This window comes from Pontibacter sp. 13R65, assembly GCF_047525655.1.
GTDB lineage: Bacteria > Bacteroidota > Bacteroidia > Cytophagales > Hymenobacteraceae > Pontibacter.
Genome location: NZ_JBLIQL010000006.1, coordinates 146,673 through 163,643 on the forward strand (window position 1 = coordinate 146,673; position 16,971 = coordinate 163,643).

The window sequence follows — 16,971 nt, forward strand, 5'->3', positions numbered from 1 at the left end:
CTAATTTAAAAGGCGCGGATACAAAAATATTGCAGGATGTCATACTCAAGTTACTAGGTGAGGAGGCCTATTAAAAAATAGTATAACACCAATCTTCAATTTACAAGCTATAGTTATTTTACACGTTTATAACCTAACTTTAGCTGCAAATAAATTTATAAACCAGGCAATGCTAGCGCATCAGGTTAATAATAGAGGTTCGGTGGGAAAAGTAATACCCAAGCCAATACTTCACAAAGAGGGCTGTTAGCAAGCTACTAACCAGACAGATTTAGCTATTCTTTTTACGGCTGCTTTTATACCACAGCAAGCCCACTGTTCCTACTAACAGATAAGGGATAATCATAAGGTAAAGAATTCCGGTATTTAGACCTGATCCTACATCAGATTCTGGCTCCTTGCTACCGGTACCTACGTTAGACTCAACAGTTGCCCGGCACATAGCACATTGGCTATAAGCTGTGGTGGAGCCCAAAGAGAAGGTAAGTATAAGGCCAAAAATTATTAAAAACTTTTGCAGTGAATTATATATAGCCATCATCTTATGGTACAGCTTAAAGGTAAATGGTAAAATTTCAAATTATTCTAATAAAACAGGCCTTCAGGAGGCAAATACGAATAAAGAGGTTCATGCCTTCCTTTCCATAACTTGTGAAAACAAAGAACGTTAGACCGGAAGTACTTAACTATAATACGGTGAAATAAGTATATAAACCAGTACTCCTGTTACGGCCACATACAACCAAACCGGAAAAGTCCATTTAGAAATACGGCGGTGCTTTGATCTTTGATCAGTGATGCCAAAATATACTGATAACAGTACCAGTGGAACAATTACTACCGCTAACACAATATGGGTTAACAAAATAAAGTAATAGAAAATTTTCAGAAAACCGTCGCCACCGTAAATGGTTCGCTCTCCCAAGAAATGGTACGTAACATAGGATACTAGAAAAACTGCTGACAAGCCGAAAGCTGTTAACATAGCAGCCCTGTGATTCAGGATATTCCCACGCCTGATGTTGATAAACCCAATTACCAGCGCGATAGCGGTCAGTGAATTAAGAATGGCATGAAAAGCAGGAAGAAAGGATACATCAACCTTAGAACTACCTTCTTTTGGCATAAAAAACAACATAGCCACTACAATGGGTATTGCCACAGATAATATGGCAATTAAAATCAGAAACTTCTTATCATTTGAAGTACCCTGATTATTTACTTTTACTGTATTCATCCAACAGAACGTTTATCTCTAATATTAGTCTATCCACATCTTCTCTATCAGTTCCGTCATAAATTCCGCGTACACGGCGGTTCTTATCTACCAAAAGAAATCGTTCGCTATGTATAAAGTCTTGCTGCCCAGCCACCTGCTGCACCGGCAAGTAAAAACCCTTTTCAGCGAGTGAATAAATCTCTTTACGGTCACCGGTCAGGAAGTACCATTTATCTTCATCTGCACCATACATGTCTGCGTATTTCTGCAATACTTCAACAGTATCATGTTCCGGGTTAATGGAAATTGAAACAAGCTTTACATCTGGAGTATCCTGAAATTTCTCCTGCACCCGAGTTAACTGAGAGGACATCTTTTTACAAACATCTGGGCAAGAGGCAAAAAAGAAATTAACCACGTACATACTGCCTTCCAGATCATCCCCTGAAATTTTCTGCCCTGTTTGGGAAGTTAATTCAAAAGGTGGAATTTTTTTGAACACAGTGTCTCCGGCAGCATTTGTCATAATTTCTCCTTGAGCATCTACTTCAGGGAAATAATGCTTTAAGGTAAAATGGTGTTCACCAAAAGTACCTATAAATAAAAAAGCAAGAATAGGCACTAATAATAGGAAACCTAATATTAGTGCCTTTACAGGATTCATCTTATATGTTTATTTAAAGTAATTAGTCACAGAATCGAAGTAATAACTTCCTTCTGAAATAAGAGCAACCATTAACCAAACTACCAGGGCCATTGGCAACATAACAGACCATATTAATGCTTTTGTCTCATGCTTTAAGTGCATAAACTCAGCAACAATATAAAATGCTTTGAAAACAGTTAAGATAATGAATATTGCGTTTCGGAGTGTTCCGGCATCCATTGTAAAAGCAAACAAGAACTCTACCGCTGTAAGGGCAACCAGAATAAAGAAGGTTCTCCAGATTGCTTTTGTTTGCGGCTTCGGAATATCTCCGGTATGGTCAAAATCGTGTGAATGATCAGAATGCATTGCCATAACTATCAGTATCTATTTTAGAACGACTAAAAAGTCTATTTATTTAGTTTTAACTACTTTTCAGGTATTAGATCAGGTAGAAGAAGGTGAACACAAATACCCACACTAAATCTACAAAGTGCCAGTACAAACCTACTTTTTCCACCATCTCGTAATGTCCACGTTTCTGATATACACCATTAACAGTATTAATGAAGATCATAATGAGTAGGACTACACCAGAGAATACGTGTGTACCATGAAAACCGGTGATAAAGAAGAAGAGATCGGCAAACAATGGCGGGCCGTATTGATTTACAGTTAGGTTCGCACCAAAAATCTGCGTACCATCAGATAAAGTCATACCCGTTTCATCTCCTGATATAAAGTGTGCCCACTCCCACGCCTGGCAACCTAAGAAAATACTACCAAACAAAATAGTCCACAACAACCATTTCTGCACATCATTTTTATCCATTCTATGTCCTGCTTCCACGGCCAGTACCATAGTTACTGAACTTAGGATGAGGATCATAGTCATGAGGGCAACAAATGCCAGCGGAAGGTCTACTCCATGCAAACCAGGAAAAGCATTATAGACTTTCTCTGGAATCGGCCACCATTGAGTTGAAAAAGTAAAAGCATCCGGATCACCTGTATAAGGCAAATGTTTATGACGTGATAAACCGTAAACTATCAGAAACGCGCCAAAAGTAAATGCATCTGACAGCAGGAAAAACCACATCATGAGTTTTCCATAGCTCGCTTTTAATGGCTCGTTGCCACCGTCCCATGTACCTGAATTTGGTGCTTCCAGCGTAGTTGAAGTAGACATATTGATATAATAAAAACGTGTTTAGTGATTTATTCTTAAAAAGATATACAAATATAGCCAAAGTCCACCTAAAAAGTGCCAGTAGATGGTACATAACTGCATTCGCAGCATATTTTTGGAATGTACTTTAAATTTCAAACTAGACCAAAGTACAATTATAAGAAAAATAAGGCCTGTGATCAGGTGAAAACCATGAACACCTGTTAATACATACATAAAAGAACCAGCAGGGTTACTTCCAGATCCACCGAAATGAATTTTGTTGGTCACTAATTCTCCCCAGGCGTTTAGCTGACCTATTAAAAAGGCGATACCTAAACCAATGGTGAGCAGAAGCATCATTTTTAAAAGAGGCATGTTATTTTTCTTTGCGGCATTGTGTGCCACCTGCATAGAAACGCTACTTAACAAAATGATTATAGTATTGATAAGAAAAGCAGAAGGAAGTTCGAACTCCAGCCAATTGCCTTCAAACCTTCTTACGATGTAAGCGCTTGTAAAAGCTGCAAACATCATAATTATACTAATAATAATCAACCACAACGAAAACTTTAGCGGATGCACTCCTGCCGAAGTATTTTCTTCATCTATTTTATTAGCCACCATCATTACATTTACACTTTATCCAACACAAAAGCTATCTGCACAATAGGCAGATACAAAAACGATCCAAACATAATATTCATAGCTGCTTTCTTAGAGCATGTTCGCATGAGGTAAAATGTTTGAGCAAGAAAAAGAACTCCACAAACCACAGCAACAAGTGCAGAAGTGGCACCGGTCATACCAAATTGTAAGGGTAACAAGCTAAGCGGAATTAACACAAGAGTATAAATCATAATCTGGATTGCCGTCTTGAGATTCTTTCCGCCAGACATAGGCAACATTTTAAAACCAGCCTTTTTGTAATCGTCGTCGAGTACCCAAGCTATGGCCCAAAAATGAGGGAACTGCCAAATAAACTGTATGCCAAAAAGAATCCATGCTTCTACACCCAATACACCTGTAGCTGCCGCCCATCCAATAAGCGGAGGCAAGCCGCCAGGAATGGCTCCAATAAACACGCAAATGGGACTGATGCGCTTCATTGGAGTATACACAAAACCATAAAGAATTAAGGATAAGAGCGATAGAGCCGCAGACAGAGGATTAAATACAAACCAAAGAATGGACAAACCAGTCAGACCAATGATGGCTCCAAATATAATAGCCTCCGTAACTGATAAATGCCCGGTAGGAATCGGACGCTTCGAAGTTCGCTTCATCATCTTATCCAGATCCTTCTCCAGAATCTGGTTAATAATGTTAGCGGCACCCGTTACAAGTAAACCTGCAACAAATACGAGGGCTACATTTAGATAAGAAGTCTCTAAACGACCCAAAATAAACCCTATAGCACTAGAAAAAGCAACTACAAAGCTCAGCCTGAACTTTAAAAGTTTAAAGTATTCTGTTGCTTTATTTGTCATGAGTAAATCAGACAATATCAGGTTGGATTTATGTGTATACATTATCTAACTGCTACTATTGTCTTATTTGGTGCTCCTTTAGAAGCATAATTGTAAATAATTATCATCCAAAACTGTATACCGAACAGAATAGTGGCAATGGTAAGGTGTAACGGTTGCAGTATAGGTGGTATGGCGAAATAAGCCATCAACACTCCAATTGCTACTTCAATTCCCAAAACTACCAACATCCAGTTACACAGTAACCTCATCGTACTGTTTTTCAATTTGTACACCTGATAAGCCAACCAAAGATTAAGGACTAACAGCACAATTGAAAAAGAGCGATGCACGTAAAAAGTATCTCCTAATTGATCAATCCAACTTTCTCTACCGGCACCATTCATCGCGAATGATACCACATCTATTTCTTCGCGAACCTGCGTTCCGATAAGAATTTGAACAAAGGTAATAACAGTTACAAAAATAAGTAAACCATTGGTCGCACCAGAGAATTGATAGCTTTTAGTAAGGGTATAAGATTGAGATCTAATCAACACATACTCCAACAAGGCTATCAAAACCAATGCTAGAGCCATATGAACTGTTACAGTGACCGGTAGCAGATTGGTGGATACCACAATAGACCCTAACCAGCCTTGGATCCCTACGATGATAAAGCTTACCAGTGATAGGAAAAAAACAGCTTTATCCTTTTTCAGGTAAGGGAATGAGTAAATAACAGTTAGAAAAATAAAAATACCAATTAGAACACCAACTAACCTGTTTAAGTACTCGATCCAGGTTTTGGTAACATTAAACTCTGTTTCGATATACTGGCTTGGATGAGAAAATATTTCAGTTGAAATCTCTTCAAAACCTAAGCGGTCAAGGGAAGCAGCCAGTTTTTGATTCTTCTCAATCCGCTTTTGCTTGTAAACCTCCAGATAATCGTCTGGTAATTGATTAACATCAGTCGGAGGAACCCAACTGCCAAAACACTTAGGCCAGTCCGGGCATCCCATTCCTGAACCAGTGCTTCGCACGATTCCTCCGACTAATATTAAGAAGTAAACAGCTACAACTGTAATTACCCCAATATTTCTAAACCTTTTTTCAGGAAAAGATTTATTTGTCATTAATGAAAAAGCTATTCTAAATCTTTCTCGTGTGGCAGGTTGGAAGACTGCGTTTCTGAGAATGGTACCGTCTGAGGAATATAGTCTTCAGGAGCACCTGGTTTGCTATAATCGTATGGCCATCTGTATACCGCAGGAATTTCACCTGGCCAGTTACCATGTCCTGGTAACGGAGGAGTTGTCCACTCTAAAGTATTTGAGTGCCATGGGTTCATGCTGGCGCGACGTCCTTTAAAGATGCTATAGATAAAGTTGAAGAGGAAGATAAACTGTGCTCCAAAACCTATGATAGCAGCAATACTGATAAAGGCGTTCATGTCGCTAAACATGCTGAACGAATCAAAGGTAGTCCAGGAATAATATCTTCTTGGGAAACCGGCAATACCTAAATAGTGCATCGGCATGAATACCAAGTAAACAGCCACGAAGGTTAACCAGAAGTGAACATAACCTAACTTCTCATCCATCATACGGCCAAACATCTTAGGGAACCAGTGGTAAACACCGGTAAACATACCAAAGAATGCTGCTGCACCCATTACTAGGTGGAAGTGGGCAATTACGAAGTAAGTATCGTGCAAGTGAATATCCAGAGAGGAGTTACCCAGAATAATACCTGTTAAACCACCTGAGATGAATAGTGACACAAAACCGATAGAAAACATCATAGCAGCAGTAAAGCGGATGTTACCTCTCCATAGCGTAGCCAACCAGTTAAACACTTTTACTGCAGATGGAACCGCAATAATTAGTGTAAGGAACATGAACACAGATCCAAGGAAAGGATTCATACCTGTCACGAACATGTGGTGAGCCCATACAACAAAAGAAAGTAATGCAATACCTAATAAGGAACCAATCATGGCACGGTAACCGAAAATAGGTTTACGTGCGTTAGTAGAGATAACTTCTGATACCATACCAAAGCTTGGCAGGATCACAATATACACCTCAGGGTGCCCAAGGAACCAGAACAAGTGTTGGAAAAGAATTGGAGAACCTCCTGTATTTGCTAAAGCCTCACCAGCAATATAAATATCTGACAAGTAGAAACTAGTACCAAAGCTTCTGTCGAAGATCAAAAGTAAAGCTGCTGAAAAAAGAACTGGGAAAGAAAGCAGACCAAGAACGGCAGTTAAAAAGAACGACCAGATGGTAAGTGGCATTTTAGTCATAGACATGCCTTTTGTTCTTAAGTTAATTACAGTGGTAATATAATTTACACCACCTAATAACTGCGAAACAATGAACAGCGCCATGGCAACAAGCCAAAGTGTCATACCTGATTTAGATCCTTCAATGGCTTGTGGTAATGCGCTTAGCGGAGGATAAACCGTCCAACCACCAGCTGCAGGTCCTGAATCAAGGAAAAGCGATATGAACAGAATAACACTGGCTAAGAAGAAGAACCAGAAAGAAAGCATGTTCATAAAGCCTGATGCCATATCACGGGCACCAATCTGCAACGGAATAAGGAAGTTAAAAAATGTTCCACTTAGGCCGGCTGTTAAAACGAAGAATACCATGATGGTACCATGCATAGTAACCATAGCCAGGTAAAACTCCGGGTTTAACTTACCGTTTTCTATCCAGCCTCCCAGAATAGGTTCCAGAAAGGTAAACGTAGCTTCTGGCCATCCTAATTGTAAACGGAACAGGATAGAAAGAAAGCCACCAATAAAGGCCCAGAATATACCCATAAATAGGAACTGCTTCCCAATAACTTTATGGTCCTGGCTAAAGATATACTTCTCAATGAAATTTTGATCGTGATGATGATCATGCTCATCATGCGCATGATGTACATCTTTATGAATGGAGATATCTGCACTAGACATAGTCAAACGTATTTAAATGCTACAACTCTGATTTTACTTCTTCTGCTTTCTCAGCCTCTTTGCTCAAAACTAACTGCTCCTGAGAAGGAGAAGAAAACTTAGCTAATATGTCCGGGTTCTGCTCAACAAATGGTTTTTGTTGGGCTAACCACTCTTCATAATCTTCAGGCTCATCTACAACCACTATGAAGCGCATTGCAAAGTGGCCACGACCACAAATTTCAGTACAAGCTAATTCGTAATTAAAGTCTGCGTTACCAGTTTCGCTACGCATTTCTGCCGTAGTTTTAGTTGGAACAAACCAGAACTTTGTTGGCATACCAGGCACTGCATCCATTTTCAATCGGAAATGAGGCATAAACACACTGTGAATTACATCTCTTGCTCTGATCTTGAGGAGAACCGGCTTGCCTTTCGGAACGTGCAACTGCATTGGCATGAAGTCATCATGTGAGTTAGGATCACTAAAATCTACTCCAAGCTCGTTTACAGCATCAATTAGCTTATAGTTTGCTACACCCAATTTGCCATCGGCACCTGGGTATCGAACTATCCAGTTAAACTGCTTACCAACAACCTCTACCACAACAGCTTCTTCAGGAGCAGCACTTGTAATTTTGGTCCATGTTTTCCAGCCTGCAAACACAAGAAGTGCCATTACAACAGCAGGAATTAAAGTCCACACAATTTCTATTTTGTTGTTGTGCGGATAGTAGTAAGCTCTTTTATTGTCTTGGTGTTGGTATTTGTAAGAGTACACAAAAAGTAATATTTGTGTAATTACAAACACAATACCGATAACAACCATGGTAGTCCAGAATAAGCTGTCTGTCCACTCCCCGTGAACGGAGGCCAATGGTTGGTTCATCTCATCCCACGACTGAGCAAAAGACCAGAAGAAGGCAGCTCCCCCTCCTATGAGGAATATTAATAAAAGTGTACTATTTACTTTGTTACTTGTTTTAGTAGTTCCTAATGCCCTCTGGCTGGACCCTCTGAAAATAGAGGCAAGGGTTCCTATCCTGAAAAGCAGAAATAGGACTACAATTAATAGAAAAATGGATAAACCAATGGCGAACGTAATCATTATATAACGCTTTTAGTATTGTCTCTATACATGATGGTGAATACTCTCTTCCAGGAATGGGTGGTTTACAGGTACAAGAGACGCTTTTGATAGGCCTTTTGCAAACGTAAACAGGAACACGCCTAAGAACACAAGTGCTGTACCTACTTCTATGAAGCCAAATCCGGCATCGCCGCGCATGGTCGCAGGCATCATCATGAGGTAGAAATCTAACCAATGACCGAATAGAATAGCAATAGTAACCAGCTTGAGCATGATCATCTGGCGTTTTGCATCTCTCGTCATTAGCACCAGGAAAGGGAAAGCAAAGTTGATAACTAGGTTAGCGAAGAATATACCTAAATATTTACCGTCATAACCTCCTAAACGCTCCGTAAAGTAAATTACTTCTTCCGGAATGTTGGCGTACCAGTACAGCATGAACTGTGAGAACCAAACATATGTCCAGAAAATAGAGAATGCGAAGCAGAATTTACCTAAGTCGTGCAAGTGGTTTGCATTTACCATTTTCAGGTAACCATTCTGTTTAAGAATTATAACAGTTAAAGTAATAGCAGCTAAACCTGATACCCACCAGCTGGCGAATACATACCATCCAAACATGGTACTGAACCAGTGAGTGTCAATAGACAGTACCCAATCCCAGGCAGACATAGAAGAAGTTACACCAAACACTACCAGGAACATAGCCGAAATGCGGATGCTTTTGTGATAGTAAGATGTACCGCCTTGTAAGTCTTCAGCAATAGAATTTCTTCTTAACCAGTTGAAGAATAAGATCCACAGACCGAAATAAACAATCATTCTTACCAGGAAGAACACGAAGTTCAAGTAAGGTTTCTTTCCTGCTATAATCGGATCATACTGAGGATGATTCACATCATACAGGTAGTCGTGTGTCCAATGGAAAATATCATGACCACCTAATAAAAACACGATTAGCATAACGGCACCACCAATTGGAAGGTAGTAACCTAATGCCTCTGGAATTCTTTTGATCAATACTGACCAGCCTGCATACGCTACATACTGTACAGCCACGAAAAATACACCAATCAAGGCTATACCCGTGAAATATACATTGTTGAGCCACAGGTTCACGTAAAGCCTCTTCACCCAAGAAGCAGGTTCATGGGCAGCAGCAGCCTCTCCGTGGGCAGCTTCAGCGGCATGGTGTTCTCCACCCCATCCCATGGCCATGGCAATAATACCTACTATAAGTAAAACAACACCTATAGCTATCATTAAGAAAAACTTATTATTAGTCTTTCTCGAAATGATGAGTCTTTCTTCTGTCATTATCCTTTTAAAATTTTGCCTTAGACGTTAGTTATTTGGAGTAGTACCAGTTACTGGATTTTCTGTACCTGCATCACCACTTGCTTCCTGCTGTGCCTTAGGATCTGTAGCTGTTCCGGCATCAGCTTCCCCTGTTTGCAATTGCTGCACATACATCACAATTTTCCAGCGCTCCGTAGGGTTCACCTGCGTACCGTGCGGACGCATACGACCTCTACCATTGGTAATTACGTGGTAAATATGTCCTTCAGGCAGGGTAGCCACACGGCCAGCTGTATATGAAGGAACACCTTTGAACTTGATACCTACTTTACCTTGACCATCACCTTGTTCGCCATGGCATGGAGCGCAGAAGCGTGAGTAAAGAACCTTACCTTCTTCCAGGTTTTGAGCATTTTTAGCTAGTGGATTTTTGAGTTCAACACCAGCCACCTCAGCCGTGTCGGAAGAAAGGTACATGGTATACCCCATTTTGCCCCGAGCTACTGTTCCCTGAGCTGGTTCACGCATATTCAATCCACCAGGATTATAAAGACTTGGCTTGATTTGAGAATATGGCTCTAACGGAATAGCATTGTACATATCGGGAGCATATTCCAAGCCCGGATCTTGCTCATTTTTACAGGCCACAAGGGCAGCCGTAGCGAAAATTAAAGCAGAAGCTTTTAAACCTATTGTAGATAAACTTTTCATTATTTCAGCACCTCCTTCTGATTTACTTCTATAGCACCATTTGTGCGAAGCAGGTTATTTAATGCGGCAAGATCAGTTTCACCATCTTTTACCTCGATAGCCATTACAAACTTATCATCAGTGGAGCGCTTATCAAAAACAGGCACCTTCATAGAAGGTTTAAGTTTTGTAACGATAAAGAAGGTGATTACCATACCATGAGCTGCACATAGAACTGTAAGTTCAAATGTTACTGGTATAAAAGATGGCAAGGCAATATGAGGCTTCCCACCAATAATCATCGGCCAGTCAAAACCGAGCATCCAGATCTGCATCCACAAAGCGAATGAGGTTCCGAATAATCCGAAAAAGAAGGCTGCAATTGGCAGTCGAGATCTTTTAATACCTAATACATCATCTATACCGTGTACAGGATAAGGTGAGAAGACTTCATAAATTTTGGTACCAGCAGCCCGTACGTTTTCGATGGCCGTCAGCAGGACATCTTCATCATCGTAGATACCTAGAACAAACTTTTTATTCATTGCTATGAGATGTATTAGAGTTAGAATCCTTTGCAGTGCCATGCATCGTGTTAGAGTGATGCTGGTGATGAGGCTTCACCTCTGAAGAAGATTTCAGAATGGCTTTAACCTCTGCCATGTTAATTACCGGGAAGAACTTAGCGAACAGTAAGAACAGGGTAAAGAATAAGCCTATTGTTCCTACATACACACCAATATCGATACTGGTTGGAGAGAACATAGCCCAAGAAGATGGCAGGTAATCGCGGTGTAGCGAAGTAACGATAATTACGAAACGCTCAAACCACATACCGATGTTAACGAAGATCGTAATGATGAAAGTAGCAGTAAGGCTTCTGCGAATGCTTCTGAACCAGAATAACTGCGGCGTAATCACGTTACAAGTCATCATAGACCAGTAAGCCCACCAGTAAGGGCCAGTTGCACGGTTTATAAATGCGTACTGCTCATATTCCACCTGAGAATACCAGGCAATAAAGAACTCCGTAATATAAGCCACACCTACAATAGATCCGGTAAGGATAATTACCTTGTTCATCGACTCGATGTGCTCGAGTGTAATATAATCTTCCAGTTTAAATACCTTCCGTGTAATGATCATCAGGGTTAACACCATGGCGAAGCCTGAGAAGATCGCTCCAGCCACAAAATATGGAGGGAATATAGTTGTGTGCCAGCCTGGAATAACTGAGGTTGCAAAGTCGAAAGATACAATGGTGTGTACTGAAAGTACGAGTGGAGTAGCTAAGCCAGCCAGAATTAAAGAAACAGTTTCGTAACGTGACCAGGCTTTTGCTGAACCAGTCCATCCAAAAGAAAGAAAGGCATAAGCTCTTCTAGCAATTGGGCCAGTGGCACGGTCGCGGATAGTAGCAAAGTCAGGAATAAGGCCAATGTACCAGAACACTAACGAAACCGAGAAGTAAGTAGAGATGGCAAATACGTCCCAAAGGAGTGGCGAGTTAAAGTTTACCCAAAGTGAACCATATGTGTTTGGCAACGGAAGTACCCATAGCGCCATCCATGGACGGCCCATGTGTAGTACCGGGAACATCGCCGCGCAAATTACCGCGAAAATCGTCATCGCTTCCGCAGCACGGTTGATAGAAGTTCTCCACTTCTGACGGAATAGCAAAAGGATAGCGGAGATAAGTGTACCGGCGTGACCGATACCTACCCACCATACGAAGTTGGTGATATCCCATGCCCAACCTACTGTTTTATTAAGGCCCCACTCCCCTATACCGTACCAAAGGGTGCGGTAAACAGAGTAACAAAAAATAGCAAAACCTACCAGGGCAACGGCTAGAGCAATGGCCCAACGCATGTTGGGTTTTGCCTCCACCTGTCTGCAGACATCTTCAGTAATGTCGTGGTATGTTTTCCCCCCCGTTACAAGAGGCTCTCTTATCGGAGATACATGCTGCATAACGCTATCTAAATTTATTTTAAGCTAAGTTTCTAATTTTAGTCAGGTAAGTTACGTTTGGCTGCGTGTTGATTTCTTCCAGCACGTGGAATGCACGCTCGCCTTCTTCTTTGGCAAGCACTTGTGCTATTCGGCTTTCCGGATCAAGCATGTCACCAAATATGATGGCGTCTGTTGGGCAGGACTGAGCACAGGCAGAAACAATCTCTCCATCCTTAGGTCTTCTATTCTCACGTTTTGCCTCAAGCTTACCAAGCTGCACACGCTGCACACAGAAAGAGCATTTCTCCATTACACCTCTTGAACGAACTACCACGTCTGGGTTCAGCACCATTTTGCCGAGGTCGTTGTTCATATTGTAATCAAACTTGTCGTTATTAGCATAGGCGAACCAGTTGAAACGACGCACTTTGTAAGGGCAGTTGTTTGCACAGTAACGAGTACCTACGCAACGGTTATAAGCCATTTGGTTGATACCTTCTGAACTGTGCATGGTAGCCGCCACAGGACAAACTGTTTCACATGGAGCGTGGTTACAGTGCTGGCACATCATCGGCTGGAAAATAACCGTTGGGTTATCGGCCGGATGTTCCATTTCAGCGTAATCTTTCTCCTCATGCTCCTTAGCACTGTAATAACGGTCGATACGCATCCAGTGCATTTCACGGCGATTGATTACCTCTGCTTTACCTACTACTGGAATGTTGTTCTCTATATTACAGCTTAGTGTACAGGCGCCACAACCAATGCAGGAGTTAAGGTCAACTACCATACCCCAGTGGTGGTTCTTGTATTCGTAATCATCCCAAAGCGAAACAGTAGCTGGTTTTACCGGGCCATCGTGCGTCGTTAAACGGATATATTCTGTTACTTTTTTGGGATCAGCTTTGTAATTAGCTAGCGTATTCTCCTGTACTACCAAACGGTCCATGATCGTGTGGTGCGTCTGCATTTGCGCAATTGGAGAAGTAGCGTCCGTTTTTTCTATTTTAACTACACTGCTGTAGCTAACACCACCGTTCACTACTGTTGTAATTGGGAAGGCATTAGCACCTAAACCTTTTACTACTGGCATATCTTCCAGTTCGCGGCCATAGCCCATTGCAATACCTATAGTTCCTGGTGCCTGACCTGGCTGAATTAAAGCAGGAGCTTCAATGGTTTTGCCATTCGCTGTTGTAATTCTCAGCACATCTCCCTGCACAATCTTCATCTCATCAGACTCAGCCATTGAGCGGGGGATAGTTACATAGTTACCCCATGTAGCTTTTGTGATAGGGTCGCCAGCTTCCTGGAGGTAAGGGTTGTTTACCTCATAGCCAGGGCCAATCTGTACCTTCTCATATACAACTGCCTCAATGCCATTTCCAGCTGGTTTGCTTGCAGCAGTAGTAGTGGCGGAAGTAGCGGCTGCAGGGTTTACTCGAAGCATAGAAGCTCCTGTTTCCAGAACGCCATCATGTACTGCTTTATCCCAGAAAGTGTTGAAATCGCCTGTGGCTACTTTTCTCCAGTTATTTCTGATGTAGTCGTAGTAGGTGGTTGAGTTACCGCTCCAGGTTAGTAAGCTATCCTGTACCTGACGGGTAGTGAAGATTGGGCTGATAACTGGCTGCGCCAGGCTCAGGAATCCTCTCTTCGGCTCATAATCGTTCCACGACTCCAGGAAATTGCTGTCAGGAGCCACAATATCAACCAGTAATGCTGTTTCGTCTCTGCGCTCTGCAAAAGACACTTTTAAGCCTACCTTAGCAAGTCCGCTTACTACCCTATCGGCAAGAGGATGGTCGTAAGCAGGGTTGGCATTGTAGAAGAACACGGCACCGATATTTCCGGCATTCATGTCTTCTATAAACCTGATCATTTGAGCGTCGTTACCTTGTTTTACAAAATATGGAGACGCAGTATCGATAGTAGTACCAGCAGCACCTAAAGTCTGGTTGATAGAGGCTATCATTGTTTGCACAGCCGGATCGTTAGAACCGGAAACAACCAGTGCTTTGCCTTTATTAGCATTAAGGTCTCTAACGGCCGCAGCAAAAACTTTGCTATCTACATTGGCAGGAGCACTGCCGCCCTGGCCGGAGATGCTATTATATAGTGCCGTAACAAGAGCAGCCTCCTGCGATGGTTTAATAGGCACGCGTATGTCGGCATTAGCACCAGTAAGAGAAAGAATAGTTTCGAACTGGTAGTGGCGCGACATGGCCGCATTTTCTTTCGTGATCTTGCGGTTCTGAATGTATTGTTTGGCGAAAGGAGTTGGAGCTATCCAGGAACCCAGGAAATCTGCTCCAACACTTACTATAATATTTGCTTTGCTAAAGTCGTATCCAGGAATGGTTCCGCCGTTGGCAGCAAGAAGTGCCGAAGCCGAGTTGGCATCGTATGTTACGTGCTCAAAACTTCCGAACCGCGATCCGAATTCATCAATTACTTGTTTGGTAGAAGGGCTGGCAACTGTAGAAGAAACAAGTACTACTTTGCCGTTGATGCCGGAAAGACGTGAAGTAATTTCACGGTCTACCTGCTCCCATTTGGCTTCTTTGCCTTTAATAAGTGGGTGGCGAAGTCTGTTGTTATCATACACATTCAAAACAGATCCCTGTGCTCTTGGGCTTGTACCCATAGGCGTAATGGAAGACATAGGGTTTGGCTCGATCTTAATAGGTCGGCCTTCACGTGTCTTAATCAGAACGCTGTTGTAGTCACCATGAGAAAAGTAGGTAGAAGCGTACCAGTTGGCAACACCTGGCTCTACATCAACAGGCTTGTTCAGGTAAGGGATCGCCTTTCTTACAGGCGCCTCACAAGATGCTAAAGTGGCAGCAGCCAGGCCAAAACCAAGAAGCTTTAAAAAATCTCTTCTTGGAGCACTAACCTGGGAAGACTTGCTGTCTGCTGGGGTTTCATTTAACGGCAGGAATTCTGGAAACTCATTATGAGCATGCTTGGCGAACTCCGGAGTATTTTCTAACTCCTCAATTCCTTTCCAGTATTTAATTCTGTCTTGCATAATATATCTAGAGAACTCGGATACTTATATAATTAGATGAATTTAATTAATAGTGACACTTAGAACATTCTGTACCACCATTAGACGCCACTGTGAAAGCTCCCTTAGATGAAGCTTCGTGCAACTTCACTAGGTTGTCGTAATAGCCGTTCCCTTTTGTATTAAGAGGAGTTTCGCGGTGGCAGTCGATACACCAGCCCATTGTTAATGGAGCATACTGGTAAACTACTTCCATTTCCTGGATAGGACCGTGACAGGTTTGGCAATCTACACCAGCTACTTGTGTGTGCTGTGAGTGGTTAAAGTAGGCCAAGTCAGGCAGGTTGTGTATTCTTACCCACTCAATTGGTTTATTGCGCTCCAGAGCACGGTAGATTTTCTGAATTTCCTGCGATTCTGTTTTAATCTGGCTATGGCAGTTCATACAGATATTGGCAGAAGGAATACTGGCACTCTTACTTTCATACACCGTAGTATGGCAGTAGTTACAGTTAATTTCATGTTCTCCAGCGTGCAGAGCGTGCGAGAAGGCGATTGGCTGACGAGGCTGATATCCTTGCTGGATCCCTATTCCCATTGCTTTATCTAAGCCTAGATCAATCAGCACTACAACAAAGATCAGTGTTACTATGGTGCGTACTGCTTTAGACTTATAAACTTTAGAAAAGTCGAAACGTTGGTTAACGATCTCGTTATCATACTCATCGAGCTGCTTGCTTTTGTTCAGGTAGTTCTTCAGGATTGATGAAATCAGCAACAGCGTTACTACCAGCACAATAAGCACCACGATCAGCACCACCAGGATAACATCCAGGTAACCGCCAATAGCGCCTATAGCCTCAGTTCCGATAGGTTGCGTTCCATCTACTGCGGCAGCATCTGTACCACCGGCAGGTGCGGCATCGATACCAGATTCCACATAGGCTATAATAGATTTGATTTCATCATCAGAGAAAGCAAAAGAAGGCATCGCCTGCTTGTTGAATTGCTCATAAACAGCAACCGCCTGAGCATCTCCTGATTGGATAAGGGACTGGGAATTTCTAATCCACTTGATCAACCACGATTCGCTGCGTCTTGAACTCATGCCCTGCAGACCAGGACCTACCACAACATCGCTACCCACAGAGTGGCAGGAAGCACAGTTGTTTTTGAAGAGAGATTGCCCTGCGCTGATAACTGCAGGATCGCCGGCTGCTCCGGCGTCAGAGGCACCAGCTGTTGCCCCCGGCTCTACTCCTTTAGTACCAACATTTGCCGGATCGCTAGCTTGTGCCCAAGCTCCGAAAGAAGCAGTTACAGCAAACAGAAAGGCAATAAGAAATTTGTGTTTTGCTTTAAGTATACAGCTAATCATAGCCAAGAGAACTTGTTTAGTAGATGGTGAAAATACTTATGGGCACAAATCTACTATGCGAAATCCATTAATCAAATATAAATAAGC

15 protein-coding genes are annotated in these 16,971 nt (G+C 42.1%); all 15 read right to left on the minus strand.

The annotated features are described in order from the left end of the window. Nucleotides 1-682: 682 nt before the first annotated feature. Nucleotides 683-1,237, minus strand: a complete 555-nt coding sequence (locus ACMA1I_RS09790; RefSeq protein ID WP_337068136.1) for a DUF420 domain-containing protein — start codon at nt 1,235-1,237, stop codon at nt 683-685. Further along, nucleotides 1,215-1,883: an SCO family protein gene (locus tag ACMA1I_RS09795; protein WP_337068137.1), complete on the minus strand. Its 669-nt coding sequence runs from the start codon at nt 1,881-1,883 to the stop codon at nt 1,215-1,217. Before ACMA1I_RS09795 ends, ACMA1I_RS09790 begins: the two co-directional genes overlap by 23 nt. A 9-nt stretch (nt 1,884-1,892) precedes the next feature. Continuing rightward, entirely contained in the window at nt 1,893-2,240 is a 348-nt protein-coding gene (locus ACMA1I_RS09800; RefSeq protein WP_337068138.1) for a cytochrome C oxidase subunit IV family protein, read from the minus strand. A 67-nt stretch (nt 2,241-2,307) separates the two neighbouring features. Beyond that, nucleotides 2,308-3,054, minus strand: coding sequence for a cytochrome c oxidase subunit 3 (locus ACMA1I_RS09805; RefSeq protein ID WP_337068139.1), 747 nt, complete (start codon nt 3,052-3,054; stop codon nt 2,308-2,310). A 21-nt stretch (nt 3,055-3,075) separates the two neighbouring features. Then, a complete protein-coding gene (locus ACMA1I_RS09810; RefSeq protein ID WP_337068266.1) occupies nt 3,076-3,660 on the minus strand; it encodes a heme-copper oxidase subunit III in 585 nt (194 codons plus the stop codon). 8 nt (nt 3,661-3,668) lie between these two features. After that, nucleotides 3,669-4,565, minus strand: coding sequence for a heme o synthase (gene cyoE, locus ACMA1I_RS09815; RefSeq protein WP_337068140.1), 897 nt, complete (start codon nt 4,563-4,565; stop codon nt 3,669-3,671). After that, nucleotides 4,565-5,641 carry a COX15/CtaA family protein gene (locus tag ACMA1I_RS09820; protein WP_337068141.1) on the minus strand — a complete coding sequence of 359 codons (1,077 nt, stop codon included), beginning with the start codon at nt 5,639-5,641 and terminating at the stop codon, nt 4,565-4,567. Before ACMA1I_RS09820 ends, cyoE begins: the two co-directional genes overlap by 1 nt. Before the next feature lie 11 nt (nt 5,642-5,652). Beyond that, nucleotides 5,653-7,479, minus strand: coding sequence for a cbb3-type cytochrome c oxidase subunit I (locus ACMA1I_RS09825; protein WP_337068142.1), 1,827 nt, complete (start codon nt 7,477-7,479; stop codon nt 5,653-5,655). A 19-nt stretch (nt 7,480-7,498) separates the two neighbouring features. Beyond that, nucleotides 7,499-8,566, minus strand: coding sequence for a cytochrome c oxidase subunit II (locus ACMA1I_RS09830; RefSeq protein WP_337068143.1), 1,068 nt, complete (start codon nt 8,564-8,566; stop codon nt 7,499-7,501). Nucleotides 8,567-8,590: 24 nt separating this feature from the next. Beyond that, nucleotides 8,591-9,865: a quinol:cytochrome C oxidoreductase gene (locus tag ACMA1I_RS09835; RefSeq protein ID WP_414703894.1), complete on the minus strand. Its 1,275-nt coding sequence runs from the start codon at nt 9,863-9,865 to the stop codon at nt 8,591-8,593. A gap of 27 nt (nt 9,866-9,892) precedes the next feature. Continuing rightward, nucleotides 9,893-10,558, minus strand: a complete 666-nt coding sequence (locus ACMA1I_RS09840; protein ID WP_337068145.1) for a cytochrome c — start codon at nt 10,556-10,558, stop codon at nt 9,893-9,895. Further along, nucleotides 10,558-11,082 carry a DUF3341 domain-containing protein gene (locus tag ACMA1I_RS09845; RefSeq protein ID WP_337068146.1) on the minus strand — a complete coding sequence of 175 codons (525 nt, stop codon included), beginning with the start codon at nt 11,080-11,082 and terminating at the stop codon, nt 10,558-10,560. The genes ACMA1I_RS09840 and ACMA1I_RS09845 overlap by 1 nt, the downstream gene beginning before the upstream one ends. Next, nucleotides 11,075-12,511, minus strand: coding sequence for an NrfD/PsrC family molybdoenzyme membrane anchor subunit (gene nrfD / locus ACMA1I_RS09850; protein WP_337068147.1), 1,437 nt, complete (start codon nt 12,509-12,511; stop codon nt 11,075-11,077). Before nrfD ends, ACMA1I_RS09845 begins: the two co-directional genes overlap by 8 nt. Nucleotides 12,512-12,530: 19 nt before the next feature. Beyond that, entirely contained in the window at nt 12,531-15,527 is a 2,997-nt protein-coding gene (locus tag ACMA1I_RS09855; RefSeq protein WP_337068148.1) for a TAT-variant-translocated molybdopterin oxidoreductase, read from the minus strand. A 46-nt stretch (nt 15,528-15,573) separates the two neighbouring features. Further along, nucleotides 15,574-16,884, minus strand: coding sequence for a c-type cytochrome (locus ACMA1I_RS09860; RefSeq protein ID WP_337068149.1), 1,311 nt, complete (start codon nt 16,882-16,884; stop codon nt 15,574-15,576). Nucleotides 16,885-16,971 lie beyond the last annotated feature (87 nt).